Here is a 25,384-nt window from a genome sequence, read left to right on the forward strand (position 1 = left end):
ATTTGAGAATCACGCTTTTCGGATTCAGGACTTCGGAAAAAGCAAAGCGCTGCCCGCAAGGCCCTCGAAAGGTTCTCGCAAGGGCTTGTGCCCCGGGGCCGTCGAGGCCTTTCGTTTTTCCGAGGGTCCGCATCAATTTCGGCAAAGACCCGGTCGCGTACCCATGCCTTATCGTTCGGGCATGAAAGTAGTCCACTCCGACCCTGCAGCGCAGCCCAGCCTTTCGCATCCGCAGGCCGACACGGCCGTCAGCCTGGAAGGCGTGGTCAAGAAGTACCACGACCAGACCGTGCTGCACGAGGTCTCGCTGAAGATCAAGCGCGGCGAGTTCCTCACCTTGCTGGGTCCGTCGGGCTGCGGCAAGACGACGCTGCTGAACCTGATCGCGGGCTTCGCCGAGGCCGACAGCGGCGAGATCTTCATCGAGGGCCAGCCGGTGACCAGCGATCCGCCGCACAAGCGACAGATCGGCATCGTCTTCCAGAACTACGCGCTCTTTCCCCACATGACCGTGGAGCGCAACATCGGCTATGGCCTGCGCATGCGGGGCGTGGCCAAGGACGAAGTGGCCCAGCGCGTCAAGGAGGCGATGGCCATGGTCAAGCTCACGGGCCTGGGCCACCGCAAGCCGCGCGAACTCTCCGGCGGCCAGCAGCAGCGCGTGGCGCTGGCGCGCGCACTGATCATCCAGCCCAAGGTGCTGCTGCTCGACGAGCCCTTCTCGGCCCTGGACAAGAGCTTGCGCGGCTCGATGCAGGTCGAGATCCGCGAGATCCAGCGCCGCCTCGGGCTGACCACCGTCTTCGTCACTCACGACCAGGGCGAGGCACTGGCGATGTCGGACCGCATCGCCGTGATGTCGGCCGGCGTCATCCGCCAGATCGCATCGCCGGCCGACCTGTACCGCAGTCCGCAGGATCCGTTCGTGGCGTCCTTTCTTGGCGACGTGAACATCCTGCCCGCCCACTACCACGGCCGGACCGCCCACGAGATCCAGCTGCGACTGGGCTCCGGCTATCTCAGCCTGCCGCATGCGCGACTGGTCGACGCATCGCACGAAGGCGAGAGGCTGGACGTCTACGTCCGCCCGGAACACATCCAGCTGGAAGGCCTGCATGCCGGATCGGTGCTGAGCGGCACCGTGATCCACCATGTCTTCCAGGGCGATCACATCAATACCTACGTCGACGTGGACGTTCCGATGACGGCCCGGCAGGTGGTCACGGTGCGCAGTGCGGGCCTCGCCGCCATGCAGCACTGGCCCGTCGGCTCGGTCGCCGGGCTGGCGCTTCTCGACGAGGGCATCAGCGTGTTCAGCTCCCGAAAATGAAGAGGCCAGACAAATCCATGACCGACATCAGAAGCTCCCTTCCAGGTTCCATGCAAGCCATCGTCGCCCGGGAGCCCGGCGATGCCAGCGTGCTGGTGCTGGCCGAGCGCCCCATGCCCGTGCCCGGCGCCGGTGAAGTGCTGCTGCACGTGCTCGCCGCCGGCATCAACCGGCCCGACATCATGCAGCGCCAGGGCATCGCCAGGCCCGCGCCCGGCATCACCGACGTGCTCGGCCTCGAGGTGTGCGGCGAAGTGGTCGCCTGCGGCCCGGGTGTGGACACCGCGCTGGTGGGCCAGCGCTTGATGAGCCTGGTGCCCGGCGGCGGCTATGCGCCGTGGTGCACGGCATCGGTCGATCATTCCTTCGTGGTGCCGGCCCCGCTGTCGGACGTCGAGGCCGCGGCCTTGCCCGAAGGACTCTTCACGGTCTGGCACAACCTGTTCGAGCTCGGGCGCCTGGCGATGGGCGAGACGGTTCTGATCCATGGCGCCGCGGGCGGCATCGGCACGCTGGCGATCCAGATGGCCCATGCGGCCGGCTGCACGGTCATCGTGACCGACAACGATGAAAGCCGGTTCCCCGAACTGAAGGCCCTCGGCGCCGATCTGGCGATCTGCTGGCCCGACACCGACTTCACGCAGGCCTGCCTGGACTACACCGCGGGGCGCGGGGTGGACGTGGTGCTCGACATCGTCGGCGGCGACTATGTGCGCCGCAATCTGCAAGCCATGGCTTTCGGCGGGCGGCATGTCAGCCTGTCGTTCATGCAGGGCTCGGCGGTCAACATCGAATTGCTGACCTTGATGCAGCGCCAGCTGAGCCTGCACTCCTCCACCATGCGTCCGCAGACCCACTACGAGAAGTCCCGCATGGCCAGGAGCCTGGCCCGTCATGTGATTCCGCTGTTGAAGAGCCGGCGCATCGCGCCGCGCATCCACAGCACCTTTCCGGTCGCGCAGGCCGCGGCATCGCATGCCTTGCTGGAAAGCGGCAAGGTGTTCGGCAAGCTGGTGCTGGTGCCCTGATGATGAAGCTCCTCTTTGCCCCGACATCGCCCTTCGTGCGAAAGGTCATGGTGTGTGCGCATCTGACCGGACAGGCCGACCAGATCGAACGCCTGGACAGCGCCGCCCATCCGGTTCGGCGCGATCCGCGCATCGCGGCCCACAACCCGCTCGCCAAGGTGCCGACCCTGATCCTGCAAGACGGCCGGGCCCTCTACGACAGCCGGGTGATCTGCGAGTACCTGGCCAGCCAGGTGGACACGCAGACGATATTTCCCGCGTCCGGCTCCGATCGATGGACCGCGCTCACCCGGCAGGCGCTGGGCGATGGCCTGCTCGACGCCGCGCTGCTGGCGCGCTACGAGCTGACCGCGCGTCCCGCCGAATTCCAGTGGCCCACCTGGCGCGAGGCCCTGTTGACCAAGGTCACAGCCTGCCTCGACGCCATCGAAGCCATCGCATCCGGGTTGAGCCCCGACAAGCCCACCATCGGCGAGATCACCATCGGCTGCGCCTTGGGCTACCTGGACTTCCGCTTTCCCGAACTGGACTGGCGCGCGCGATGCGGCAACGCCGCCCGTTGGAACGAAGCCTTCCAGCACCTGCCCGCCATGCAGGCCACCCGACCCTACGAAGCTTGAAGACCCATGACCGATACCTCGACTTCTCCCATCACCGTCTGGTTCCTGAACGGCCCCAACGCCAACCTCTACGGCCTGGATGCCAACAAAAACTACGGCACCGACAGCTTCCCCGTGCTGCAGTCGCGCTGCGAGCAGAAGGCGGCCTCGCTGCAGGTCAGCCTGCGTTTCCTGCAGTCGAACCATGAAGGACAGCTGATCGACTGGATCCAGGAAGCGCGCGGCGTCGCCGACGGCATCGTCATCAATGCGGCCGGCCTGACCTACACCTCCATCCCCATCCTGGATGCCTTGCTCTCGTTTCCCGGAAAGATCATCGAGGCCCACATGAGCAACATCTGGAAGCGCGAGCCCTTCCGGCATCACTCCTTCATATCGAAGGCGGCGGATGGCGTCATTGCCGGACTCGGAGGCGACGGCTACGAGCTCGCCATCGAGGCGGTCGCGCGGCTGGTGCGGAAGAACCAACAGGCTTCCTGAAAATGACTGTCGGCACCCTGGGCTTCTACAGCGACTTCGACGATTTCCAGACCTGGAAGCAGGCGCTCCAGGCGCAGCTTCCGGCGCTCCGGGTGGTCCATGCCGGCCAGACCGAGCGGCCGGAAGAGATCGACTACGCCATGGTCTGGAAACCCCCGCAGGGCATCTTCGAACGGATGACGAAGCTGCGGCTGATCATCAACCTGGGGGCCGGCGTCGACTCGCTGGTGGGACGCGACGACCTCCCGCCGAACATTCCCATCACCCGGATCACCGATCCGCAGATGGCGCGGATGATGGCCGGCTACGTGCTGTTCGCGGTGCTCCGGCATGCTCGCGACATTCCGCTCTTCGAGCAGGCCCAGCGCGCGGGCCAGTGGGTCTATCGCCACCCGCGTTCACCGGAAGACATCACGGTCGCGGTGCTGGGACTGGGGCAGCTGGGCGCCAAGGCAGCGCACGAGATCCAGCGCCAAGGCTTCCGGACGCTGGGTTGGTCGCGCAGCCTGGCGCAGATCGACGGCGTCGAATGCTCGGCCGGCTTGGAGACGCTCGATGCCGTGATCGGCCAGGCCGACATCGTCGTCCTGATGCTGCCGCTGACGCCGCAGACGAAGCAGATCTTCGATCGCGCCCGCCTCGAGAAACTGCGGCCCGGCGCCGCCTTCATCAACGTCGCCCGGGGTGCGCTGGTGGACCAGGACGCGATGACGGCGCTGCTGCAGAGCGGCCACATCGGCGCGGCGACGCTGGACGTCTTCGAGCGCGAACCGCTGCCGGCCGAAGACGCGCTGTGGCGCTTGCCCAATGTGCTGATCACGCCGCACCTTGCATCGGTGGCGATCCCCTCTTCCTCGGCGAGGCAGATCGCAGCCAACATCCTGCGGGTCTCGGCCGGCGAGCTGCCGGACAACATCATCGAGCCATCGCGCGGTTATTGACCGGCCCCTTCACGGCCAGGCGGTGCGCGCGCTCCGCGCCAGATCGTCCGATTTGCCATCTGCGCCTTCTGGCAGCAGACTTTCAGGCTTTTCAACTTCTGGAGCGGACATGAGTCAATTGCTTCGTTCGATCATGGGCGTCGCGCTTGCGCTCGGTGCCTGCACGCTGGCCAGCCAGGCGGCCGCGCAAGCCGATACATCAGCGGCGGCCAAGTGCAGCGATCCGCGCGTCGATCGCGCGGCCTGTCTTCGTGAGGCCGCCGCGGCCGAGCAGGCAAAACGTCAGGGCACGCTGAACAGCCCGGGCGGCTACGAGGAGAACGCGCTGCTGCGTTGCGAGCGACAGCCGGAAGGCGCTGCACGCGAGGCCTGCATCAAGCGCGTGCAGGGAGAGGGCAACACCGAGACGCGCGGCAGCGTGCCAGGCGGTGGGGTCATTCGCCGTACCGAGACGCCATTGCCTGCGCCAAAAAACTGACGCCGCCGCCCTGCGGCGCGTACCACCCCCGCAGCGCCTTCTTGTCCACCTTGTCGAGCGCAGTCAATGGCAGCGCCGGCACGAACTCCACCACCTTCGGCGCATTGACCACGCCCTTGCGCGCGCTGACGAAGGCGACCAGCTCGTCGGCCCCGGCAGCCGCGCCCTCCTTCAGCACCACGACCGCCATCACGGCCTCGCCCCACTTGTCGTGCGGCACGCCGATCACCGCCGACAAGGCCACTGCCGGATGCTGCGCGAGGCAGTTCTCGACCTCGCTCGAATAGACGTTGAAGCCGCCCGAGATGATCATGTCCTTGGCCCGGTCGACCAGGTAGAGAAAGCCCTCCGCATCCCGGCGCGCCATGTCGCCGGTGTGCAGCCAGCCGCCGGCGAAAGCCTTGGCCGTTTCCTCGGGCCGGTCGAGGTAGCCCGACATCACGAGCGGCCCCCTCACGCACAGTTCGCCGATCTCGCCGACGGCCACCTCGCGACCCTCGGCATCGAGCAGCCTGACTTGATTGCCCGGCAGGCTGCGGCCGCAGCTGCCCAAGCGCTGCGGGTGTGCGAGATCATGCTCGTCGCGGCGCAGGTAGCTGATGGTCATCGGTGCCTCGGCCTGCCCGTAGACCTGACCGAAGACCGGGCCGAAGCGCTCGAGCGCCTGCCGCAGCCGCGCCGGCGCCATCGGCGCCGCACCGTAGAGCACGAGGCCGAGGCTCGCGGCATCGTGCCGATCGAGCGCCGGCGAATCGAGCAGCCCGTAGATCTGGGTCGGCACCAGGAAGCTCGCCGTGATGCGCTCGGCCTCCACCGTGGCGAGGAAGGCCTCGGGCGTGTAGCGCTCGAGCAGGTGCACGCTGCCGCCTTGCAGCAAGGTCGTGAGAATCATCGCGCCTGCCGCGTGCGAGACCGGCGTGGCCGCGAGAAAGCGCACCTCCGCCGGCCACTCCCACCCCGCAAGCTGCTGCAGCGCCGAGGTCACGACCGTGCGCTGGTGGTGCACGATGCCCTTGGACTTGCCGGTGGTGCCGCCGCTGTAGGCGATCTTGAGCACGTCGTCCGGACGCACGTCGATCTCGATGTCGCTACCGTCGAACCCGGCCGAGGCCGCCAGCAGGTCGGTGCCGAACGGGGCCGGGCCCAGGGTCAGCAGATGCGCCACCAGCCCGCGCCGCGCCAGCGCCAGGCCGCGCGCCTCGTGCCGCGGCAGGTCGACCACCAGCGCCTTGACGTCGGCGTCGACCAGCACGAAGGCCTGGTCCTCCTCGGAGCCCAGCGGGTGCAGGGGCGTGTAGCGCAGGCCCATGAGGTGCGAGGCGATGATCGCCGCCACCGACTCGGGCCGGTTGGTCGCCAGCACCGCGATGCCGTCCTGGCGCCGCAGGCCCATCTGCCGGAAGCAGCGCACCATGCGGTGGCAGGCCTCTTCGAGCTGCCGGTAGCTCCAGCGCGTGGCGCCGCCGACCAGGGCCTCGCGCTCGGCGAATCCCTTGAAGGCCGAGCGGTAGAGCTCGGCCACCGTCGATCCCTGGTACAGCGCTTGGTTGTCGTCCATGTGAAGCGCCTCCGCCTACTGCTGCTTCTCGATGCCCGCCTGGGCGCCGACCTCGACGAAGCGGTCGGAGTCCGCCTTCATCTCCTTCAGGAAGGCCTCGGGCGTGCCGGGCGCGACCGCGAGACCGAGCTTGTCCATGCGCTCCCTGACCTCGGGCCGCGCGAGCGCCTCGTTCAGCGCCTCGTTGAGCCGCCGCACCGCCGCCTGCGGCGTGCCCTTCGGGACCAGCATGCCGACGTAGGGTTGATCGGTGAAGCCCTTGAGCCCCAGTTCGCTGAGCGTCGGCACCTCGGGCAGGGCCGCCAGCCGGCGTTCGCCGAACACGGCCAGCGGCCGGCTGCTGCCGCCGTCGATGAAGGGCTTCTGCGCCGCCAGCGTGTCGATCAGCAGGTCGACGCGGTTGCCGTTCAGGTCCTGCATCGCCGCCGGCACGCCCGAGTAGGGCACCTTGAGGATCTCGGTACGGGCCAGCTTGTTGATGCGCGCGTGATAGAACTCGTAGGTCGACGCGGTCACGGCCATCGAGACGCTGCCGGGCTTGGAGCGCTCCATCTCCACGGCCTCGCCGAAAGTCTTGCCCGGGAAGGCCTGCCGCGCCACCAGCACCATGCTGAGGTTCACGGCCTTGCCCACCGGCGCCAGGCTCTTCTCGAAATCGACCGGCGGTTGGGCGTACATCGCGCGGGCGACCACCAGCGGCATGCCGCCCATGAGCACGGTATGGCCATCGGCCGGGCTGCCGGCGACGAACTGCGCACCGATGGCGCCCGACGCACCGGGCTTGTTCAGCACCATCACCGGCTGGCCGAGCGTGGCCGTCATCCGCTCGGCGAGCACGCGGGCGACGATGTCGTTGGCGCCACCGGCCTGGTAGACCACCACCAGCTTGATCGGCTGCGACGGGAAGTCGCCGGCGGCAGCGGCGGCGTGGATGCCGAAGGCGGCGAAGAGGCTCAGGCCGAGGGCCTGCAGGGTCTTGCGGGGAAATCGCATGGCGGGTGTCTCCGGTGGGAAAGGGCTGCCCGCGAGTAAACCCGCCGGAGCCCTCCATGCCGCCACCCCGTTCGGGTGGCATCCGTCATTGCGCCGGCGGCGCGTCCCGCATCCAGGCGACCGCTTCGTCGCGCCCCGAGACACCCAGCTTGCCGTAGATGTTCTTCAGGTGCCACTTCACGGTGTCGATCGACAGGCCGAGCGCGGCCGCGATCTTCTTGTTGGGCATGGCCTGCGCCAGCAGGGCCAGCACGTCGCGCTCGCGATCGCTGAGCGCTTCGACCGGCGCCCTTTGCGCAGACCTGGCCCCGGTTGCCGCCTGGGGCGCATCCGGCACGTCCCGGGTCGCTCCCAGGCCCTGGGTCAGGCGTTCGACATAGAAGGCCAGCACCGGGTCCAGCGAAGGCTCGGCACCGATCTCGCGCACCAGCGCCAGCGCGGCCGGATCGGCGTCGAGCAGGCTGCGCACAAGGCCGAGCCGGTGCCCTCGCCGCAGCGCCTGCAAGGCGCAGTCGCGCGCGGCGTCGCGGCGGCCGCGGCGCAGTTCGATCGCAGCCTGGATCAGGCGCAGCTGCGCAATCAGGCGCTGTCGCCCGCGCACCTCGATCCGCGCGATCAGGGCGTCGATGCGTGTGCCGGCCTCGTCGAGCCGGCCGCGCGCGAAGGCCCAGCGGATGCGCGCCCGCTCGGCCACCACAGCGATCTCTCCCAGCGCGCTGCCCTCGGCGTCCGGATGCCGGGCATCGATCTCGTCGGCGCGTCGGAGCGCGAGCTCGGCGGCAACGATGTCGCCCAGCTGCAGCCGCCAGTGCACTTGCATCGTGAGGCTGTGCACCAGCAGCCGGTCGAGGCCGAGCGATGCGCTGTAGTCCTCGAGCCGCTCCAGCCAGGCCAGGCTCTCGAGCCGCCGCCCCGCGACCCAGTGCGCAGCCGCCAGCGTGCGATGCACGCGCAGCACCGAATCCGGCATCGACACCCGCTCGAGCACGTCCACCCGGTCTTCGAGCAAGCGCAGCGCCGCATCGGTCTCGTCGTGCTCGCAGAGCACCTCGCCGAGCAGCGCGGTCGCCAGGCAGGCCGGATCGACGCAGGCGCTGCCGTCCTGTCCGGCCTCGCGCAGCACGTCCCGGTAGATGCGTTCGGCCTGCGTCATGCGGCCCTCGAGCGCATAGCTCAGCCCGACCAGGCAGCGCCCCTGCAGCGTGCCCGAGGGCGTGCCGCGCAGGGGCAAGCCGCCGATCAGGCGGATCGCGTTGTCGTGCTGGATGCGCCGCGAGCGCTCGTAGTCCCCGCGGTGCATGAAAAGCCACGAGAGGATGTTGTCGCGGCCGCCGATCGCCAGCGCATCCGCGCCCTCGGGGGCCGCGAGCAGGCGCGGCAGCAGCGCCATGGCGACATCGGTGTCGTCGCGCTGCACCGCCAGGGTGGCTTCCATCAGCGTCAAGGTGAAATGGCTGATCGCGTCGTCCGGCGGAATGTCGGGCCGCAGGCGCTCGATGTGCGCCGAGAACGCATCGAGCTCGCGCGCGAACAGCTCGACGCGGATCATCCACAGCCGCAGGCCGATGCGGGCCTGCACCTCGGCCGGCGGCAGCTGGCGCACCAGCGCGATCAGCTTGCGCAACTCGCCGCGCACCGCCAGGCCGCTGGCCGACTTCTCGACCAGCGCCGCGGCCGCCGCACCCTCGCCCGCGGCAACGGCTTGCCGCACGGCTTCGTCGATCAGACCCTGGTCGCGGAACCAGAGCCAGGCCATGCGGTGCAGGCGCAGCCGCTGGTCCTCGCTGCGGCGGTCGAGCCGTTCGTGCAGCGTCTCGCGCAGCAGCGGATGGAGCCGGTACCAGGTCTCGCGCTCGCCGCTCTCGACCGGCACGATGAACAGGTTCTCGCCCTCCAGCCGGGCCAGCAGCGCCGCCATGTCGGCCCGCGCTTCGGGACGCCCGGCCAGCGCGGCGCACAGCGACGCGCAGAAGCGGCTGCAGGCCGAGACGCCGATCAGCAGTTCGAGCTCGACCGGCGACAGGCGCGACAGCACTTCCTTCTCGAAGTAGGCCGCGAAGGCCTGCGGGTCCTGCACATGGGTGCGGACAAAATCGCCCGGCACCTTGGCGTCGCTGCCCGCGAGTTCCTGGCGCCTCTTCTTCCAGTTGATCGCCAGCAGCTGCAGGCCCGCGGCCCAGCCGTCGGACAGCTCGTGCAGCAGCAGCGCGTCGCGTTGCTCGATGTGGCCGAGCTGCGATCGCAGGAATATCTCGGACTCGGCCGGCGAGAAACGCAGGTCGCGCACGTCCAGTTCCAGCAGCTGGCCCTCGGCCCGCGCACGATCGAGCGCCAGCGGCACGGCGCCGCGCGAGGCCAGCACCAGATGCAGGTTCGCCGGCGCCTGGTCGATCAGCCATTGCAGCGCCTCGTGGATGCGCGGGTCGACCAGGTGATGCAGGTCGTCGAGCACCAGCACCAGCTCGCGCGGGTGTGCGGCGATCGCCCGCACCAGTGCGATCAGGGTGCGTTCCACCGCCTCGCTGTCGATCCCGCGGCCGGCGAAATCGGCGGCCTCCCGCGTGACTGCCGGCGCCGCCAGCGCCAGGCTGGCGAGCAGGTAGTCGAGCAGACGGGTGGGTTCGTTGTCCTCCGGCGTCAGCGTGAGCCAGGCGACGTCGAAGCCGAGCGGCAGCAGCGCCTGGCGCAGGCCGACCAGCGTGCTGGTCTTGCCGCAGCCGGCCGGCCCCTGCAGCAGCAGGCAGCGACGGCGGCGGGCCGCCAGCAGCCGCGCCGACAGGTCGGCGCGCGCAATCATCCGGCCCGCGCCGCGGGGTGGAACCAGCTTGGTGCTGACCAGCGCCTTCAGCGTGGAGCCATCGGGCGAGCGGTCAGGAGGAGAAGGCGATCTGGGCATGCGTGGCCCGGCCATTATCCCGCGCCCCCCGATCGGGGTAGGCGCTTCGGACCCCGGGTCTTCCAGAATCCGGATCAACAAGGAGAGCCCGTGAACATCCACCGCACCGTCTACCGCGACGACCACGAAATGCTGCGCGACACCGCGCGGCGCTTCTTCGAACGCGAATGCCTGCCACGCCAGGCCGAATGGGACAAGGCCGGACGCACCGACCGCGAAACCTGGCTCAAGGCCGGCCGGGAAGGCCTGCTGTGCGTCACCGTGCCGACCGAGTACGGCGGCGGCGGCGGCGACTTCGGCCACTCGGCGGTGCTGGCCGAGGAGCTGCACCGTTCAGGCGTCTCGGGCTTCAGCCTGTCGGTGCACTCGGACATCACGGCGCCCTACATCGTGCGCTTCGGCACCGAGGAGCAGAAGCAGCGCTGGCTGCCGAAGATCTGCCGCGGCGAGACCATCATGGCGATCGCGATGACCGAGCCGGGCACTGGCTCCGACCTCAAGTCGGTGCGGACCAGCGCGGTGCGCGACGGCGACGACTACGTCATCAACGGCAGCAAGACCTTTATCAGCAACGGCCTCAACTGCGACATGGTGCTGGTGGTCTGCAAGACCGACCCGTCGGCCGGGTCCAAGGGCGTGAGCCTGATCATGGTCGAGACCGACCGGGCCGGCTTCCGGCGCGGCCGCAAGCTCGAGAAGGTGGGCCAGCCGGCCGCCGACACCACCGAGCTCTTCTTCGACAACGTGCGGGTGCCGGTCGACAACCTGCTCGGGGAGGAGAACAGGGGCTTCGTCTGCCTGATGCAGGAGCTGGCCCAGGAGCGGCTGCTGATCGCGGTGTACTCGGCCGCCAAGCTGGAACGCCTGCTCGAGCAGACGCTCGAATACGTCAAGGCGCGCCGCGCCTTCGACCAGACCGTGTGGGACTTCCAGAACACCAGGTTCAAGCTGGCCGACATCAAGGCGCAGGCGGTGGCCGCGCGGACGATGGTCGACTACTACATCGGCGAGCACATGCGGCGCCGGCTCACGGTGCAGGAGGCGGCCATCGCCAAGCTGTTCGCGACCGAAACGCTCTGGAAGTGCATCGACGACATGGTGCAGCTGCACGGCGGCTACGGCTACATGCTCGAGTACCCGATCGCCCGCGCCTTCACCGACTACCGCATCACGCGCGTCTTCGGCGGCACCAGCGAAGTGCAGCGCGACCTGATCGCGAGACAACTCTGAAACACGGACCACTCCAATGACCGAAAAAACAATCGTCGCCGGCGTCGGCATGATCCCCTTCGCCAAGCCCGGCGCCAGCCAGAGCTACACGCAGATGGGCGCCGAAGCCACGCGCCGCGCGCTGGCCGATGCGGGCATCGGCTACGACGCCGTGCAGGAAGCCTATGTCGGCTACGTCTACGGCGACTCGACCTCGGGCCAGACCGCGCTGTACGAAGTCGGCATGACCGGCATCCCGGTGGTCAACGTCAACAACAACTGCTCGACCGGCTCGACCGCGCTCTACCTGGCGCGCAAGGCGATCGCCTCGGGCGATGCCGATTGCGTGCTGGCGCTCGGCTTCGAGCAGATGCAGGCCGGCGCGCTCAAGGCGCAGTACACCGACCGCCCGCCGACGCGCGAGCGCTTCCTGCCGGTGCTGCGCGGCCTCACGGCCGACATGGGCGACATGCCGCAGGCGCTGCGCACTTTCGGCGGCGCCGGGCGCGAATACATGGCGCGCTACGGCTGCACGATGGAGACCTTCGCCGCGGTGCGCGCCAAGGCCAGCCGTCACGCGGCGAACAATCCGCTCGCGCTGTTCCGCAAGATCGTGACGACCGAGGACGTGATGGCCGACACCGTGTTGCTGCCCGGCGTGATGACGCGGCTGATGGCCTGCCCGCCGACCTGCGGCGCCGCCGCGGCGCTGCTGGTGTCGGAGCGCTTCGCGAAGAAGCACGGCCTGCGCAGCGACGTTCAGATCCTTGCGCAGGCGATGACCACCGACCCGGTGCAGTCCTTCGAGCCGCCGTCGATGCTGAGCTGGGTCGGCACCCACATGACGCAGTCGGCGGTCGCCAGGGTCTACGAGGCCGCCGGCGTCGGCCCGGGCGACATCGACGTCTGCGAACTGCACGACTGCTTCGCGCAGAACGAGGTGATCAGCTACGAGTCGCTGGGCTTCTGCCCGGAGGGCGGGGCCGAGAAGTTCGTGCGCGACGGCGACAACACCTATGGCGGCAAGGTGGTGGTCAATCCGTCGGGCGGATTGCTGTCGAAGGGCCATCCGCTGGGCGCCACCGGACTGGCCCAGTGCTATGAGCTCACGCAGCAGCTGCGCGGCAGCGCCGACCAGCGCCAGGTCGAGGGTGCGCGGCTCGGCCTGCAGCACAACCTCGGGCTGGGCGGGGCCTGCGTGGTCACGCTGTACGGCAAGAACTGAGGCTTCGCCTCGCAGGTGCATCGATCATGAATCTCCGACCGAGTCCGTCCCAGGCCGCGTTCCGCGACGAGGTGCGCGCCTTCATCCGCGATCGGCTGCCGGCCGATATCCGCGACCGGCTGCGCCTCGGCCATCCGCCGCGCAAGCAGGACACGGTGGCCTGGCAACGCATCCTGCACGAGCGCGGCTGGGCAGCGCCGCACTGGCCGAAGGAATTCGGCGGCGCCGGCCTGGGCACTGCCGAGCGCCTGATCCTGGTCGAAGAGCTCCAGCGCGCCTGCGCGCCGCTGCCGCTGCCCTTCAACATCGCGATGCTCGGGCCGGTGCTGCTGCGCTTCGGCACCGCGGCGCAGAAGGCGTTCTTCCTGCCGAAGCTGGCCCGCCTCGACCTCTGGTTCTGCCAGGGCTTCTCGGAGCCCGAGGCCGGCTCCGACCTGGCCTCGCTGCGCACCCGCGCGGTCCGCGACGGCGACGACTACGTGGTCGACGGCCAGAAGATCTGGACCACCTCGGCCCACCAGGCCGACTGGATCTTCGCCCTGGTGCGCACCGAGCAGGCCGCGCGCAAGCAGGACGGCATCTCGTTCCTGCTGATCGACCTGAAATCCCCGGGCGTCTCGGTGCGGCCGATCGTCTCGATCGACGGCCAGCACCATCTCAACGAGGTGTTCTTCGACAGCGTGCGGGTGCCGGTCGCCCAGCGGGTCGGCGAGGAAGGCCGCGGCTGGGACTGCGCCAAGCACCTGCTGGCCAGCGAGCGCACCAACATCGCGAACGTCGGGCTGTGCTGGGAGCGGCTGGACTGCGCGCGGCGGATCGCCGGTGCGCGCGCGCGCGACGACGCCAAGCTGGGCGCCGAACTCGCGACACTGGGCGCGGAGATCCGCGCGCTCGAGCTGACCAACTGGCGCTTCCTGCTCGACGACGGCGTCGCGCGCACGGCGCCGGGCTTTGCCTCGGTGCTCAAGATCAAGGGCTCGGAGCTGATGCAGGAACTGACAGCGCTGCTGGCGCGCCTAGCCGGCCCGGCCGGGCTCGAGCGCCGCGGCGCCGACGCCGTCGACCCGCTCGCGGCGGCGACGTCGCGCTACTTCTTCTACCGCGCGGCCACCATCTACGGCGGCTCCAGCGAGGTGCAGAAGGACATACTGGCCAAGACCATCCTGGGATAGTCATGCACTTCCAATCCAGCGACGAACAGCAGCAGCTCGCGGACAGCCTCGGGCGGCTTCTCGCGCATCACTACGGCTTCGAGCAGCGGCGCGCGATCGCGGCCTCCGCCGCCGGCTGGAGCGAGGCCGCCTGGCGCCGCATCGCCGGGCTCGGCGTGACGGCGATCGGCATTCCCGAATCCTTCGGCGGCCTCGACGGCGGCGCGGTCGACCGGCTGCCTGCGATGCAGGCCTTCGGCCGCGCACTGCTGCTCGAGCCCTTCCTCGCTTCGAGCGTGCTCGCCGCCTGCGCAGTGCGCGAAGGCGCCACGGACGCGATGAAGGATGCGCTGCTGCCCGCGCTCGCCAGCGGCGAGTTGCGCCTGGGCTGGGCACATGACGAAGCGGAGGCCGGCCACGGCCAAGAGCCCCGCCACATCGCCACCCGCGCGCGCCGGGTCGGCGGCCGGTGGCATCTGCATGGCCTGAAGTCGCTGGTCCTGCATGCGGGCGCGGCGCAGCGCTTCGTCGTCAGCGCCCGCATCGACGGCGGCGTCGATGCCGATGCCGATGCCGATGCCGAAAGCACGGTCGCCCTGTTCCTCGTGACGCCGGGAAGCGCCGGCCTGGCGCTGCGCGAGTTCCGCCTGGTCGACGACACGCCGGCCGGCGAGCTCGCGCTCGACGGCGCCGTCGGCGAAGCGCTGGGCGACGTCGCCGACGGTGGGCGCGCCCGCGCCGCGATCGATGCCGCGCTGTCCGCCGGCAGCGCGGCGGTCTGTGCCGACATGGTCGGCACCATGGAGACGGCCTTCGCACTGACCACCGCCTACGTCAACACGCGCAAGCAGTTCGGCCGCCCGATCGGCGAGTACCAGGCGCTGCGCCATCGCATCGCCGAGATGGCGGTGTCGCTCGAGATGGCGCGGAGCATGGCGATTGCCGCCGCGGCCGCCGCCGACGCGCCCGGCGCGGCCGCATCGGCCATCGACCTCGCGCGCGCCAAGCTGGCGATCGGCCGCCATGCGCGCACGCTGTGCCAGGCCGCGATCCAGTCGCACGGCGGCATCGGCATGACCGAGGACTACGCGGTCGGCCATTGCCTGCGCCGCATCCACGTGCTCGATCACCTGTTCGGCGACGTCGAGGCCCAGGCGGCACGGCTCGCCCGCCTGCATCATCAAGACCAAGGAGACATGCTTTGAAGAACCTCTTTCCCCTGCGCCGGCTCGGCCTCGCGCTCGCCACCCTGGCGCTGGCTGCGGCGCCGCTGTCCGCGGCCCGGGCCCAGGCCTTCCCGGCGCATCCGGTGCGCTTCATCGTCCCGCTCGGACCGGGGAGTGGCTCCGACACGATCACGCGGCTGGTCGCGAAGCTGGCCGCGCCCGAGCTCGGCCAGCCGACCTTCGTCGACAACAAGCCCGGCGGCGACACGATCCTCGCGGTGCAGGGCGTGATGGCGGCGCCGGCCGATGGCTACAGCGTGCTGATGCTCTCGCCCTCGTCGATGGTCATCAATCCGCTGGTCAACGACAACCTGCCCTACGAGCCGCAGCGCGACCTGCGGCCGCTGGCCACGGCGCTGCGCAGCGCCGCGGTGCTGGTCACCGCGGGCAACTCGCCGTACAAGAGCTTCGCCGACGTGATGGCCGCCGCGCGCAAGAGCCCGAAGACGGTCAGCATGGCGAGCTACAGCCACCACTACCGCATCGGCTCGCTGATGCTGCAGCAGGCCGCCGGCGTCGAGTTCAACTACATCCCCTACAAGAGCCCGGCGCAGGTGCAGACCGACCTGATGGGCGGCTCGGTCGACCTCGCGCTGCTCGACATCGGCGGCGCCGTTCCGCTGATCGCCTCCGGCAAGCTGCGCGCGCTGGCCGTCACCGGCAAGGAGCGGCACCCGCAGCTGGCGCAGGTCCCGACGGTGCGCGAAAGCGGCCTGCCGAACTACGACCTCTACGTCTGGATCGGCTTCGGCGTCAACGCCAGGACCCCCGAGCCGGTCGTGAAGACGCTCGAGGCGGCGCTGCTCAAGGCCATGGGCCAGCCCGAGTTCCGCAACTACGTGACGCAGACCGCGGGCGCCGAGGTCTTCAACATCCCCGGCAAGGAGATGAGCGCGATGATCGCCTCGGAGAGCGCGCGCTACCAGCAGCTGGCCAGGCAAGTGGACATCGTGCAGCGCTGAGCCGCCGCCGTTCGAGAAGGAGTGAAAGTCATGGAACAGATCTGCAAGGACCGCGTGGTCGTCGTCACCGGCGCCGGCCGCGGCCTGGGGCGCGAGTACGCGCTGGAGTTCGCCCGCCAGGGCGCCAAGGTGGTGGTCAACGACCTGGGCGGCCGCGGCGACGGCTCGGGCTCGGCCACCGGCCCGGCCCTCGAAGTGGTGGCCGAGATCGAAGCGCTCGGCGGCCAGGCGATCGCCAACGCCGACGACGTCGCCGACTGGAACGGCGCCCGGCGCATGATCGATGCCGCCATCGACAGCTTCGGCGGCCTCGACGTGCTGGTCAACAACGCCGGCATCCTGCGCGACCGCACACTGGTCAACATGGAAGAGGAAGACTGGGACTCGGTGATCCGCGTCCACCTGCGCGGCACCTTCGCGCCCTCCCGCCACGCGGCCGCCTACTGGCGCGCCGAGTCGAAGGCCGGCCGCCAGCGCGCAGCCCGGCTGATCAACACCAGTTCGTCGTCGGGCCTCTACTGCAACCCGGGCCAGGCGAACTACGGCGCCGCGAAAGCCGGCGTCGCCGCGATGACCGTGATCACCGCGCGCGAACTCGAGCGCTACGGCGTGACCGTGAACGCGATCTACCCGACCGCGATGAGCCGCCTGACCGAAGACGTGTTCGCCGGCAGCCAGTGGAGCGCACTGCGCAATGAAGCCGCAGCCACCGGCTTCGATCCGCTCGACGCCTCCAACGTGGCGCCGCTGGTGGCCTGGCTCGGCAGCCTCGAATCAAAGGACATCACGGGACGTGTCTTCGGCGCGCGCGGCGGCCGCATCACGGTCGCCGAGGGCTGGCATGCCGGCCCCCGCATCGAGAAGCAGGGGCGCTGGACGGTCGCCGAACTCGGCAGCCGCATCCCCGGCCTGGTGCGCGAGGTCGCCGCCAATGCGCTGACCTCCGGCGAGATCCCCGCCGGCGAGGCCTCGTCATGAGCAGCCAGCTGCTCGAGGCCTTCCGGCTGGCGCAGCTGCCCGCCGCGGCAGAAGCCTTCCGGAGCGAAGTCCGCGAATTTCTCGCGGCCCATCTGCCGCCTGCGCCGGCCGAAGTCCGGGCCCGCAGCTGGATGGGCTTCGATGCCGGTTTCAGCCGCCGGCTGGCCGAACGCGGCTGGGTCGGCATCACCTTGCCGGCCAGTGTCGGCGGCGCCGGCCTCGACGCTTTCCGCCGCTTCGTACTGGTCGAAGAACTGCTCGCGGCCGGTGCGCCGGTTGCCGCCCACTGGATCGCCGACCGCCAGAGCGGGCCGCTGATCAACAAGTTCGGCAGCCCCGCGCAAAAGGACTTCTACCTGCCGCGGATCTGCCGCGGCGAGGCCTTCTTCTGCATCGGCATGAGCGAGCCCAATGCCGGTTCCGACCTGGCCAGCGTGCGAACCCGAGCCACCCGCTGCGAAGGCGCCTGGCGCCTGTCGGGCCGGAAGATCTGGACCACCAACGCCCACCGCTCGCACTACATGATCGCGCTGGTCCGCAGCTCGGGCGCGCCCGAGGACCGGCAGGCGGGCCTGTCGCAGTTCATCGTCGACCTGTCGCTGCCCGGCATCACGGTGCGCCCGATCGTCGATCTCGCGGGCGACGCCCACTTCTCCGAGGTCACGTTCGACGATGTGCTGCTGGCCGACGACACGCTGGTCGGCGACGAAGGCAGCGGCTGGCAGCAGGTCAATGCCGAGCTGGCCTTCGAGCGCAGCGGGCCGGAGCGCCTGTACTCGAGCCTGGTACTGCTCGATGCCTGGATCGACTGCCTGCGCCGTTCGGGTGCCACGCCTTCGGAGGCGACGCTCGTCGGCAGCTTCACGACCCAGCTGGCGACGCTGCGCAGCCTGTCGGTGGCGGTCACGGCCAAGCTCGCACGCGGCGAGAGCCCGGTGGTCGAAGCCGCGCTGGTGAAGGACATCGGCACCGAGTTCGAGCAGTCGATTCCGGCCGCCATCGCGGCCGCCGTCGCGGCCGACCCCTCGCGCCCGGTAGATGCGGAGCTGCATCGCACGCTGGCCTATCTGAGCCAGATCTCGCCGACCTTCTCGCTGCGTGGCGGCACGCGCGAGATCCTGCGCGGCATGATCGCGCGCGGCCTGGGGCTGCGCTGAATCGCCACCACGAAGGACCCATCACCATGTTCACAGAAGCGATCGAGAGCATTCTTGTCGACCAGTGCACGCCCGCCGCGATCCGCGCGATCGAGAACGGCGGCCCGGCCACCACGCTGTGGAGCGCGTTGGCCGATGCCGGCTTCCTCGAGCTCATGGCCGCCGAGTCGGCCGGCGGCGCCGCGCTCGACCTCGAGGCCGTGTTTCCGATCTGCGTCGCCTTCGGCCGCCATGCGCTGCCGGTGCCTGCCGCGCAGAGCATCGCGGCCCGCGTCCTGCTGCGCGATGCGCCAGTTCCGGCCGGCATGATCACGCTCGCGGCGCACTGCCGGCGCGAGCCCGACGGCGCCGTGAGCGCCGCCAACGTCGCATTCGGTCGCAGCGCCGACTTCGTGCTCGGCAACCTCGACGGCCGCTTGCTGCTGCTCGAAGCCGCACGGGCCGAGCGCAGCCCGACCGGCGTGCGAGGCAGCCTGTGCGCGACGCTGCGCTGGCACCGGGACGAGGTTGCCGCGCCGATGGGCGAGCACGGCGACGAGCTGCGCGCCTTCAGCGCCGCCCTGCATGCGGCCGCCATCGCGGGCGCGATGGAGCGGCTGTTCACGATGACGCTGGGCTACTGCAACGACCGGGCGCAGTTCGGCAAGCCGATCGGCAAATTCCAGGCGGTGCAGCACCAGCTCGGCGTGATGGCCGAGCACGTGGCCTGCGCCGGCGTGGCGGCCGAACTGGCATTCCCTGCCGGCGCGAAGCTGCCGCCGCTGCTGGCCGCGGCCACGGCCAAGTCGCGCACCAGCGCGTCGGTGCCACTGGTGGCCGCCACGGCGCACGCCCTGCACGGCGCCATCGGCGTCACCGAGGAATACGATCTCCAGCTCTACAGCCGCCGCCTGCATGAATGGCGCATGGCCGATGGGTCGGAGGCCTGGTGGAACCGCATCGTCGGCGAGGCGATGCTCGGCGCATCGGGCCGCTCGGTGCTGCAATTCGTGAGAGAGGAGATCCTGTGAGCGACTTTCTGAACTACGAGCAGGACGGCCATGTCGTCACGCTGACGATGAACGATCCCGAGCGGCGCAATCCGCTGACCGGCAACAGCGCGGTGCCCGAATTCCTGGCCGCGATCGAGCGCATCCATGCCGACCATTCGGTGCGCGCCGTGATCCTCACGGGCGCCGGCTCGGCCTTCTCGTCGGGCGGCAACGTGCGCGACATGGGGCGCTACGCGGAGATGCCGGCGATGGCGCTGCGGCGCGAGTACCGGCTCGGCATCCAGAGGCTGCCGCTGGCTCTGTTCAACCTCGAGGTGCCGGTGATCGCGGCGGTCAACGGCGCGGCGATCGGCGCCGGGCTCGACCTGGCCTGCATGTGCGACATCCGCGTGGCCGCCGAGGAGGCGAAGTTCGCGGAGAGCTTCGTCAAGCTCGGGATCATCCCGGGCGACGGCGGCGCCTGGCTGCTGCCGCGCATCATCGGCCTGTCGCGTGCCACCGAGCTGACCTTGACCGGCCAGACGATCGATGCCCGGCAGGCCGCCGAATGGAACCTGGTGTCGCGCGTGGTGCCGCGCGATCAGCTGCTGCCGACCGCACGCACGCTGGCCGACGCGATCGCGGCCAATCCGCCGCATGCGGTGCGGCTCGCCAAGCGGCTGCTGCGCGAAGCGCTGCACAGCCGGCTCGACACGCTGCTGGAGATGTCGGCCGCCTTCCAGGTTCTGGCCCACCAGAGCGAAGACCACCACGAGGCGGTGGCGGCCTTCATCGAAAAGCGCAAGCCGGAGTTCCGGGGCGCGGCATGAACCGGCCGATGCGCGCTCAGCGCACCGGCCGCTGCTGGCCAGCCCAGTGCGGCTCGCGCAGTTCGCGCTTGAGCACCTTGCCGGCCGCCGACAGCGGCAGCGCCTCGCGGAACTCGACGCTCTTCGGGCACTTGTAGCCGGCGATGAACTGGCGGCAATGGCCGGCCAGGCCCGCATCGTCGAGCGATGCGCCGGGCTTTCGAACCACCACCGCGTGCACCGCCTCGCCCCACTGCCGGTGCGGGACGCCGATCACCGCGCAGGCCTGCACCGCCGGATGCCGCGCGATCACGTTCTCGACTTCCGCCGAGTAGACGTTCTCGCCGCCGCTGACGATCATGTCCTTGAGCCGGTCGACGATGAAGACGTAGCCGTCCGGGTCCATGCGCGCGCCATCGCCGGTGTGGAGCCAGCCCTCGCGGATCGCGCGCGCCGTTTCCTCGGGCTTGTTCCAGTAGCCGTGCATCACGTTCGGGCCGCGCACCAGGAGTTCGCCGACCTCGCCTCGTGCGACCTCGCCTCCCTCGGCATCGATCACATTGACCGCCACGCCCAGCCCGGGCCTGCCGGCCGATCGCGACAGCCCCGAGGCGCGGCCCGCGGCGCCATGGTTCGCCGGCGGGTTCGAGGTCACGCCGCCGGCCTCGGTCAGCCCGTACGAATGCGTGAAGGCCACGCCCGGCAGCATCGCCATCGCGCGTTCGAGCACCGCCTCGGCGATCGGCGATGCGCCATAGACCAGCCGCTGCAGGCTGTCGAGCCGGAAGCAGTCGAATTCGGGGTGCGTGATCAGCGCCTGCAGCATGGTCGGCACCAGCAGCACGTCGGTCACGCCCTCGCGCTCGATGGTCTGCATCACCTCGCGGGCATCGAAGCCGGAGACCAGCACATGCGTCTCGCCGGCCACGAACTGGACCAGCGCGCGGCCGATGCCGCCGATGTGAAACAGCGGCGCGACATGCAGGGCGACACTGGGCCCCGGCCCCAGCGGCGTCTGCGCGAGCCGCTGCATGCAGATCGACCAGAGGGTCTGATGGCTGTGCATGACCCCCTTGGGGAATCCGGTGGTGCCGCCGGTGTAGAGCACGCAGGCCAGGTCGTCGCCGGCCCGGCGCGCGTCCTCGATCGGCGCCGCGCGCTCGATCATCGATTCGCACGACCGCAAGCCGGGGGGCGTATCGCCATCGCCGACGTGCACCACCTGGGGCGCACGCCTGGCGGTCGCGCGGATGCCCTCGACACGCTGCACGAAATGGTCGTCGACCAGCAGGATCGAGGTGTCGCAGTCGTCGAGCGAATAGACGATCTCGGGCACGCTCCAGCGCGTGTTCACCGGGTTCAGCACGCCACCGCCCCACCACACCGCCATCGCGACCTCGAGCCAGCGGTCGGAGTTGAGTCCCAGCATGCCGACCCGGTCGCCGGGCGCCATGCCGATCGCCCGCAGCGCCCCGGCGAGCCTCGCGACGCGATCGCCGAAGCTGCGGAAATCCTGTCGCCGGCCGTGGCAGCAGGTGGCGATGCGATCGGGGGTGCACTGGATCGAGCGCTGCAGCGCCAGCGTCATGGACATGATGGCGCTCCTTCAGTGGACCGGGTCCGGCTCGGGCTCGGGCTCGGGCTCGGCCCGGAGCTTGCGGCACTCCTGCTCCTGCAGTTCGCGCCAGGCGATCTTGCCGGTGGCCGACTTGGGCAGCTGGTCGACCACTTCGACGATGCGCGGCGCCTTGTAGGCGGCCATGTGGGCGCGGCACCAGGCCAGCAGGCTGTCGCTGCCTTCGCTGCTGCCGGCCCGCAGCGTGACGATCGCCTTGACCGTCTCGCCGCGGCGCGAGTCGGGCGAGGCGATCACGCAGGCCTCGAGGATGGCGGGATGCGCATGCAGCGCGGCCTCGACCTCGGCCGGCCAGACCTTGAAGCCCGAGGCGTTGATCATCCGCTTGAGCCGGTCGCGCATGAAGACATAGCCTTCCGCGTCCGTGCTTGCGAGGTCGCCGGTGCGAAAGAAGCGCTTGCCGTCGATCTCGATGAAGCTCTGGGCATTGGCCTCCGGCTGGTTCCAGTAGCCGAGCATGATCTGCGCGGCATGGACGACGATCTCGCCGGTGTCGCCCTGCGCCACCGGACGCAGGGTCTCGGGGTCGACGATGCGCAGGTCGACCCCGAAGGTCGGTACGCCCAGGCAGCCCTTCTTCGGCTTGTGCACCGGGTTGGCGCAAAGGAAGCTCGCGCTCTCGGTGAGGCCGTAGCCTTCGACATAGTCGAGGCCGTAGCGCGCCTTGAGCAGGTCGTTGACGTGCTGCGGTGTCGCGGCACCGCCGCCGGTCACCATCGAGAGGCTGCTCAGGTCCCTGGCTTCGATGCCCGGCTGGGAGAAGAAGTCGACCAGCATCGCGGGCAGCGCGGCCCAGAAGGTCACGCGGTGGCGCTCGATCAGCACGGCGGCGGCCTCGCGGTCCCAGCGCGGCATCAGCACGATGGTGCCGCCCCAGAAGATCGCGGAGTTGACGTTGTTCTGCAGCCCCAGCAGGTGGAACAGGGGCGCCACCGCCAGATAGACCGACGAGGGGTTGGTGCGGCGCCACAGCGACGAGCCAGCGCAGGAGGTCATCACCGTGCGGTGCGTGTGGACGCAGGCCTTGGGCCTGCCCGTGGTGCCCGAGGTGTAGGCCAGCATGCAGGGATCGTCCGGCCCGGCCCGATGCGGCGCAGGCGCGAGGCCTTGCGCCAGGGCCGAACGCCAGGACACGGCGCCGCGCGGCAGCTCGGCTTCGGCGACCTGCGTGCGCAGCCAGTCCGCCACCGGCAACGAGGCATCGTCCTCGCCCAGCACATCCCCGTAGGCATGCACCACGACCTTGCGCAGGGAGCCGGTGCCGATGAAGGGCGTCACGCGCTCGAGCAGTTCGCTGGCCACGAAAGCGGCGACCGCCCCGCTGTCGTTCACGATGTGTTCGAGTTCGTCGTGCAGCAGCATCGCATTCACCGGCACGAACACGGCGTCGGCACGCAGGATGGCGAAATAGGCGGCGATGAACTGGGGGCAGTTCTGGCTGAACACCAGCACCCGGTCGCCGGCGGCAACGCCGCAGCCGTGCTGCAGGAAGCCCGCGAGGGATTCGACCTCGCGCAGCAACTGCGCGTAGCTGAGCGCCGTTCCATGGAACCGGATCGCCGCCTTCTGCGGGTAGCGCTGTGCCGAGATCTCCAGGTTCCGGAACAGGCTGGTTTCGGGGATGTGGGCGACCTGGGGCAAGCCCTCGCGCGCATGCGCCGGGTCGATGGCCAGCGCGCCGCGCGGGCGCTCTTGCGTGGGTTGTTCGATGAGTGCGTCCATGGCGTGCGTCCCAGGTTCGATGAATCCGTCTTGTCGAGCCCCGAGTAGACGCGCGCCCCGGCCCGGGGCAGCCACCCCCGACGGGTGGTCGAGCCGAGCCTGCGCGCCCTCGCCCACCCGAGCAGGGTGGTGCGCCGCGCACGGGCGGCGGCGAGCATTCGAAGCCATGGACTTCCTGCCCCCACACCCCTGCGCCCGAAGGCTGCTCCACACGCGCGAGATCGTCTGCCGGGGCTACCTGCGCGACGATGGCCTGTTCGACATCGAGGGCTCGATGCGCGACCTGAGCGCAGAGGGCAGCGACCTTTATTTCAAGACGCTGCGGGCCGGGGATGAGCTGCATGCGATGCGCATCACGATGACGGTGGACGACGCGCTCGTGATCCGCCATCTGCGGGTGCACACCGACGCGGCACCCACGCCGTACTGCGCCGACAGCAATCCGGCCTACCGTGCCCTGGAAGGCCTCGTGATCGGCCCCGGCTTCACCCGCAAGGCGCGCGACCGGGTCGGCGGCACCCGGGGCTGCACGCACCTGACCGAACTGCTGGGCCCGCTGGCGACCACGGCAATGCAGACGCTGTTCGCGCACAAGCGCGAAGCCGGAGGCCTGCGCGCCACGCATGCGCTGCCCGGCAAGCTGCCCAAGCCCTCCCTGGCCGACACCTGCCAGGCCTACCGCGCCGACGGCGAGGCGATCCGGATCATCTGGCCGCCGGAGCGGCGGATGGCCTAGCGAAAGCCCTGAGGAGGACGCTCAGGCTTGCCGCAGCAGCGCGTCGAGTTGATCGACCAGCTCCGCCCATTCGGCGTCCTCGCTGATCTCCTCGCGCAGGAATGCCGCCTGCCCCGTCGTCCAGAATGGTGCATCGGCAAGCTGCACCGTCCCGGGCAGCGGACCGTGCCGCTCGATGAAGGCATCGATCTCGGCTTTGGAGTTCGGCAGGCCGAGTTGTGCGAACAGGCTCTTCAGGTTGTGATCGGTGAGGTCCATGCGGCCATTTTCAGGCGAACGCCCGCTGAAGTGAAGAGGCCCGGCGTTGACACCCGCCGCATCGCCCCCTACCCTCGCGCTGGCCCCTTGATCTCAACGTCCGGAGCACACCGATGGCACTCACCGCGAAACGAATCGGCCAACGGGTCGGCTTGGCCCTGCTCGCCGCCGCCGCGCTGCTCGGCGCCGGCAGCGCGGCCCTGGCGCAGGACACCAAGGCGGCGCCCGCTGCGGCCCCCGCCAAGGACTTCAAGGACGAACGCGCGCTGGCCTTGCTCAAGGCCATGGGCGACACGCTCGCCGGCGCCAGGACGCTGAGCTTCAAGGTGCGCGGCATCGTCCCGACCCCGTCGCCCACAGGGCAGTACGTGAGCCTGTTCGCGGCCTCGCGCGTGGTGATGCAGCGGCCCGACAAGCTCTTCGTGGAGGCACGCGGCGACCTGTTCCCGAGCGACAGCTACTACGACGGCAAGACGGTCACCGTGATCGGCGCCGACCGCAAGTTCTATGCGCGACGCGAAGCCGCCGGCGGTGCCATCGAGGCCTTGATGCAGAGCGTGCAGCCGGGCTCCGATGCCACGGCGCCCTTCCTCGATCTGCTGGTCGCCGACCCCTATGCCTTCCTCACCAAGGATCTCGCGAGCGCCCTCTGGGTCGGGCAGTCGACCATCGGCGGCGTCAAGACCGAGCACCTGGCGTTCACCGCCCCTGGCCTGGACTGGGAAATCTGGATCGGCGCCGCCGACAAGCTGCCCCGGCTGATGGTCGTCGCCTACCGCTCGAGCGAGCGCCAGCCGACCTTCACGGTCGAGTTCTCCGAATGGAAGCTCAACGCGACGGTGCCCGCCAAGACCTTCGTCGCCGCGATCCCGCCGGGCGCCGCGAAGCTCGAGTTCAAGCAGATGGGAGCGCCCAAGTGAGCGCGCCAAGGAGCCATGCGATGAACCGGATCAAGACACTCTTCCTCGGCGCCGCGGTCGCGGCCGGCGTCCTCGTTCCCATGTCCGGCGCCAACGCCTG

23 protein-coding genes are annotated in these 25,384 nt (G+C 69.9%); 17 read left to right on the forward strand and 6 right to left on the reverse strand.

Annotation, left to right across the window (positions count from 1 at the left end; genetic code table 11):
• Nucleotides 1-181 precede the first annotated feature (181 nt).
• From QTI45_RS26380 to QTI45_RS26405, 6 genes are all read left to right on the forward strand, one after another.
• Complete coding sequence (locus QTI45_RS26380) at nucleotides 182-1,330, forward strand: ABC transporter ATP-binding protein (RefSeq protein WP_286369678.1); 1,149 nt, start codon at nucleotides 182-184, stop codon at nucleotides 1,328-1,330.
• Between the two features lie 50 nt (nucleotides 1,331-1,380).
• Nucleotides 1,381-2,358, forward strand: a complete 978-nt coding sequence (locus QTI45_RS26385) for an NAD(P)H-quinone oxidoreductase (protein ID WP_286656418.1) — start codon at nucleotides 1,381-1,383, stop codon at nucleotides 2,356-2,358.
• A 2-nt stretch (nucleotides 2,359-2,360) separates the two neighbouring features.
• Entirely contained in the window at nucleotides 2,361-2,978 is a 618-nt protein-coding gene (locus QTI45_RS26390; protein WP_286656419.1) for a glutathione S-transferase, read from the forward strand.
• Between the two features lie 6 nt (nucleotides 2,979-2,984).
• Nucleotides 2,985-3,458 carry a type II 3-dehydroquinate dehydratase gene (locus QTI45_RS26395; RefSeq protein WP_286369681.1) on the forward strand — a complete coding sequence of 158 codons (474 nt, stop codon included), beginning with the start codon at nucleotides 2,985-2,987 and terminating at the stop codon, nucleotides 3,456-3,458.
• 2 nt (nucleotides 3,459-3,460) lie between these two features.
• Nucleotides 3,461-4,399, forward strand: a complete 939-nt coding sequence (locus QTI45_RS26400) for a 2-hydroxyacid dehydrogenase (RefSeq protein ID WP_286656420.1) — start codon at nucleotides 3,461-3,463, stop codon at nucleotides 4,397-4,399.
• Nucleotides 4,400-4,508: 109 nt separating this feature from the next.
• On the forward strand, nucleotides 4,509-4,877 hold the full coding sequence (locus QTI45_RS26405; RefSeq protein ID WP_286656421.1) for a hypothetical protein: 369 nt from the start codon (nucleotides 4,509-4,511) through the stop codon (nucleotides 4,875-4,877).
• Here QTI45_RS26405 and QTI45_RS26410 read toward each other — a convergent pair.
• The 3 genes from QTI45_RS26410 to QTI45_RS26420 all read right to left on the reverse strand — a co-directional run bounded on the left by QTI45_RS26410 (nucleotide 4,834) and on the right by QTI45_RS26420 (nucleotide 10,324).
• Complete coding sequence (locus QTI45_RS26410; protein ID WP_286656422.1) at nucleotides 4,834-6,435, reverse strand: AMP-binding protein; 1,602 nt, start codon at nucleotides 6,433-6,435, stop codon at nucleotides 4,834-4,836. The genes QTI45_RS26405 and QTI45_RS26410 overlap by 44 nt on opposite strands.
• A gap of 15 nt (nucleotides 6,436-6,450) precedes the next feature.
• Nucleotides 6,451-7,428 carry a Bug family tripartite tricarboxylate transporter substrate binding protein gene (locus QTI45_RS26415; RefSeq protein WP_286656423.1) on the reverse strand — a complete coding sequence of 326 codons (978 nt, stop codon included), beginning with the start codon at nucleotides 7,426-7,428 and terminating at the stop codon, nucleotides 6,451-6,453.
• 85 nt (nucleotides 7,429-7,513) lie between these two features.
• The gene (locus QTI45_RS26420) at nucleotides 7,514-10,324 is read right to left on the reverse strand and encodes a winged helix-turn-helix domain-containing protein (protein WP_286656424.1); all 2,811 of its coding nucleotides are present in this window, start codon (nucleotides 10,322-10,324) and stop codon (nucleotides 7,514-7,516) included.
• A gap of 90 nt (nucleotides 10,325-10,414) precedes the next feature.
• Here QTI45_RS26420 and QTI45_RS26425 point away from each other — a divergent pair, with 90 nt between their 5' ends.
• Genes QTI45_RS26425 through QTI45_RS26465 form a run of 9 tightly spaced genes read left to right on the forward strand, consistent with a single transcriptional unit; the run spans nucleotide 10,415 to nucleotide 20,033 of the window.
• The gene (locus tag QTI45_RS26425) at nucleotides 10,415-11,554 is read left to right on the forward strand and encodes an acyl-CoA dehydrogenase family protein (RefSeq protein ID WP_286656425.1); all 1,140 of its coding nucleotides are present in this window, start codon (nucleotides 10,415-10,417) and stop codon (nucleotides 11,552-11,554) included.
• Between the two features lie 16 nt (nucleotides 11,555-11,570).
• Nucleotides 11,571-12,758 (forward strand): lipid-transfer protein, encoded by a 1,188-nt coding sequence (locus tag QTI45_RS26430; protein ID WP_286656426.1) that lies wholly within the window; start codon nucleotides 11,571-11,573, stop codon nucleotides 12,756-12,758.
• Between the two features lie 26 nt (nucleotides 12,759-12,784).
• Entirely contained in the window at nucleotides 12,785-13,930 is a 1,146-nt protein-coding gene (locus tag QTI45_RS26435; RefSeq protein ID WP_286656427.1) for an acyl-CoA dehydrogenase family protein, read from the forward strand.
• 2 nt (nucleotides 13,931-13,932) lie between these two features.
• On the forward strand, nucleotides 13,933-15,114 hold the full coding sequence (locus QTI45_RS26440) for an acyl-CoA dehydrogenase family protein (RefSeq protein WP_286656428.1): 1,182 nt from the start codon (nucleotides 13,933-13,935) through the stop codon (nucleotides 15,112-15,114).
• Nucleotides 15,111-16,097: a Bug family tripartite tricarboxylate transporter substrate binding protein gene (locus QTI45_RS26445; protein WP_286656429.1), complete on the forward strand. Its 987-nt coding sequence runs from the start codon at nucleotides 15,111-15,113 to the stop codon at nucleotides 16,095-16,097. Before QTI45_RS26440 ends, QTI45_RS26445 begins: the two co-directional genes overlap by 4 nt.
• A 30-nt stretch (nucleotides 16,098-16,127) precedes the next feature.
• Nucleotides 16,128-17,075 (forward strand): SDR family oxidoreductase, encoded by a 948-nt coding sequence (locus QTI45_RS26450; protein ID WP_286656430.1) that lies wholly within the window; start codon nucleotides 16,128-16,130, stop codon nucleotides 17,073-17,075.
• Nucleotides 17,072-18,232, forward strand: coding sequence for an acyl-CoA dehydrogenase family protein (locus QTI45_RS26455; RefSeq protein WP_286656431.1), 1,161 nt, complete (start codon nucleotides 17,072-17,074; stop codon nucleotides 18,230-18,232). The genes QTI45_RS26450 and QTI45_RS26455 overlap by 4 nt, the downstream gene beginning before the upstream one ends.
• Nucleotides 18,233-18,258: 26 nt before the next feature.
• Nucleotides 18,259-19,242 carry an acyl-CoA dehydrogenase family protein gene (locus QTI45_RS26460; RefSeq protein WP_286656432.1) on the forward strand — a complete coding sequence of 328 codons (984 nt, stop codon included), beginning with the start codon at nucleotides 18,259-18,261 and terminating at the stop codon, nucleotides 19,240-19,242.
• On the forward strand, nucleotides 19,239-20,033 hold the full coding sequence (locus QTI45_RS26465; RefSeq protein WP_286656433.1) for a crotonase/enoyl-CoA hydratase family protein: 795 nt from the start codon (nucleotides 19,239-19,241) through the stop codon (nucleotides 20,031-20,033). The genes QTI45_RS26460 and QTI45_RS26465 overlap by 4 nt, the downstream gene beginning before the upstream one ends.
• 16 nt (nucleotides 20,034-20,049) lie before the next feature.
• Here QTI45_RS26465 and QTI45_RS26470 read toward each other — a convergent pair whose 3' ends face one another.
• Both QTI45_RS26470 and QTI45_RS26475 read right to left on the reverse strand, forming a co-directional pair.
• On the reverse strand, nucleotides 20,050-21,606 hold the full coding sequence (locus tag QTI45_RS26470; RefSeq protein WP_286656434.1) for an acyl-CoA synthetase: 1,557 nt from the start codon (nucleotides 21,604-21,606) through the stop codon (nucleotides 20,050-20,052).
• Nucleotides 21,607-21,618: 12 nt separating this feature from the next.
• On the reverse strand, nucleotides 21,619-23,370 hold the full coding sequence (locus tag QTI45_RS26475) for a long-chain-fatty-acid--CoA ligase (protein ID WP_286656435.1): 1,752 nt from the start codon (nucleotides 23,368-23,370) through the stop codon (nucleotides 21,619-21,621).
• Between the two features lie 166 nt (nucleotides 23,371-23,536).
• Here QTI45_RS26475 and QTI45_RS26480 point away from each other — a divergent pair, with 166 nt between their 5' ends.
• Nucleotides 23,537-24,106 carry a DUF2889 domain-containing protein gene (locus QTI45_RS26480; protein WP_286369698.1) on the forward strand — a complete coding sequence of 190 codons (570 nt, stop codon included), beginning with the start codon at nucleotides 23,537-23,539 and terminating at the stop codon, nucleotides 24,104-24,106.
• Between the two features lie 21 nt (nucleotides 24,107-24,127).
• Here QTI45_RS26480 and QTI45_RS26485 read toward each other — a convergent pair whose 3' ends face one another.
• On the reverse strand, nucleotides 24,128-24,364 hold the full coding sequence (locus QTI45_RS26485) for a DUF2789 domain-containing protein (RefSeq protein WP_286369699.1): 237 nt from the start codon (nucleotides 24,362-24,364) through the stop codon (nucleotides 24,128-24,130).
• Between the two features lie 113 nt (nucleotides 24,365-24,477).
• Between QTI45_RS26485 and QTI45_RS26490 the strand changes: the two genes are divergently transcribed.
• Nucleotides 24,478-25,284 (forward strand): DUF2092 domain-containing protein, encoded by an 807-nt coding sequence (locus tag QTI45_RS26490; RefSeq protein ID WP_286656436.1) that lies wholly within the window; start codon nucleotides 24,478-24,480, stop codon nucleotides 25,282-25,284.
• The last annotated feature ends 100 nt before the right edge of the window (nucleotides 25,285-25,384 follow it).

Origin of the sequence: Variovorax saccharolyticus (assembly GCF_030316765.1) — a bacterium.
In the GTDB taxonomy this organism is placed as follows: domain Bacteria; phylum Pseudomonadota; class Gammaproteobacteria; order Burkholderiales; family Burkholderiaceae_C; genus Variovorax; species Variovorax saccharolyticus.

What these genes read in the sequence shown, in the direction of transcription:
- QTI45_RS26380 (WP_286369678.1), top strand. Translation starts at nt 182, where the DNA reads ATGAAAGTAGTCCACTCCGACCCTGCAGCGCAGCCCAGCCTTTCGCAT.
- QTI45_RS26385 (WP_286656418.1), top strand. Translation starts at nt 1,381, where the DNA reads ATGCAAGCCATCGTCGCCCGGGAGCCCGGCGATGCCAGCGTGCTGGTG.
- QTI45_RS26390 (WP_286656419.1), top strand. Translation starts at nt 2,361, where the DNA reads ATGAAGCTCCTCTTTGCCCCGACATCGCCCTTCGTGCGAAAGGTCATG.
- QTI45_RS26395 (WP_286369681.1), top strand. Translation starts at nt 2,985, where the DNA reads ATGACCGATACCTCGACTTCTCCCATCACCGTCTGGTTCCTGAACGGC.
- QTI45_RS26400 (WP_286656420.1), top strand. Translation starts at nt 3,461, where the DNA reads ATGACTGTCGGCACCCTGGGCTTCTACAGCGACTTCGACGATTTCCAG.
- QTI45_RS26405 (WP_286656421.1), top strand. Translation starts at nt 4,509, where the DNA reads ATGAGTCAATTGCTTCGTTCGATCATGGGCGTCGCGCTTGCGCTCGGT.
- QTI45_RS26410 (WP_286656422.1), bottom strand. Translation starts at nt 6,435, where the DNA reads ATGGACGACAACCAAGCGCTGTACCAGGGATCGACGGTGGCCGAGCTC.
- QTI45_RS26415 (WP_286656423.1), bottom strand. Translation starts at nt 7,428, where the DNA reads ATGCGATTTCCCCGCAAGACCCTGCAGGCCCTCGGCCTGAGCCTCTTC.
- QTI45_RS26420 (WP_286656424.1), bottom strand. Translation starts at nt 10,324, where the DNA reads ATGCCCAGATCGCCTTCTCCTCCTGACCGCTCGCCCGATGGCTCCACG.
- QTI45_RS26430 (WP_286656426.1), top strand. Translation starts at nt 11,571, where the DNA reads ATGACCGAAAAAACAATCGTCGCCGGCGTCGGCATGATCCCCTTCGCC.
- QTI45_RS26435 (WP_286656427.1), top strand. Translation starts at nt 12,785, where the DNA reads ATGAATCTCCGACCGAGTCCGTCCCAGGCCGCGTTCCGCGACGAGGTG.
- QTI45_RS26440 (WP_286656428.1), top strand. Translation starts at nt 13,933, where the DNA reads ATGCACTTCCAATCCAGCGACGAACAGCAGCAGCTCGCGGACAGCCTC.
- QTI45_RS26450 (WP_286656430.1), top strand. Translation starts at nt 16,128, where the DNA reads ATGGAACAGATCTGCAAGGACCGCGTGGTCGTCGTCACCGGCGCCGGC.
- QTI45_RS26455 (WP_286656431.1), top strand. Translation starts at nt 17,072, where the DNA reads ATGAGCAGCCAGCTGCTCGAGGCCTTCCGGCTGGCGCAGCTGCCCGCC.
- QTI45_RS26460 (WP_286656432.1), top strand. Translation starts at nt 18,259, where the DNA reads ATGTTCACAGAAGCGATCGAGAGCATTCTTGTCGACCAGTGCACGCCC.
- QTI45_RS26470 (WP_286656434.1), bottom strand. Translation starts at nt 21,606, where the DNA reads ATGTCCATGACGCTGGCGCTGCAGCGCTCGATCCAGTGCACCCCCGAT.
- QTI45_RS26475 (WP_286656435.1), bottom strand. Translation starts at nt 23,370, where the DNA reads ATGGACGCACTCATCGAACAACCCACGCAAGAGCGCCCGCGCGGCGCG.
- QTI45_RS26480 (WP_286369698.1), top strand. Translation starts at nt 23,537, where the DNA reads ATGGACTTCCTGCCCCCACACCCCTGCGCCCGAAGGCTGCTCCACACG.
- QTI45_RS26485 (WP_286369699.1), bottom strand. Translation starts at nt 24,364, where the DNA reads ATGGACCTCACCGATCACAACCTGAAGAGCCTGTTCGCACAACTCGGC.
- QTI45_RS26490 (WP_286656436.1), top strand. Translation starts at nt 24,478, where the DNA reads ATGGCACTCACCGCGAAACGAATCGGCCAACGGGTCGGCTTGGCCCTG.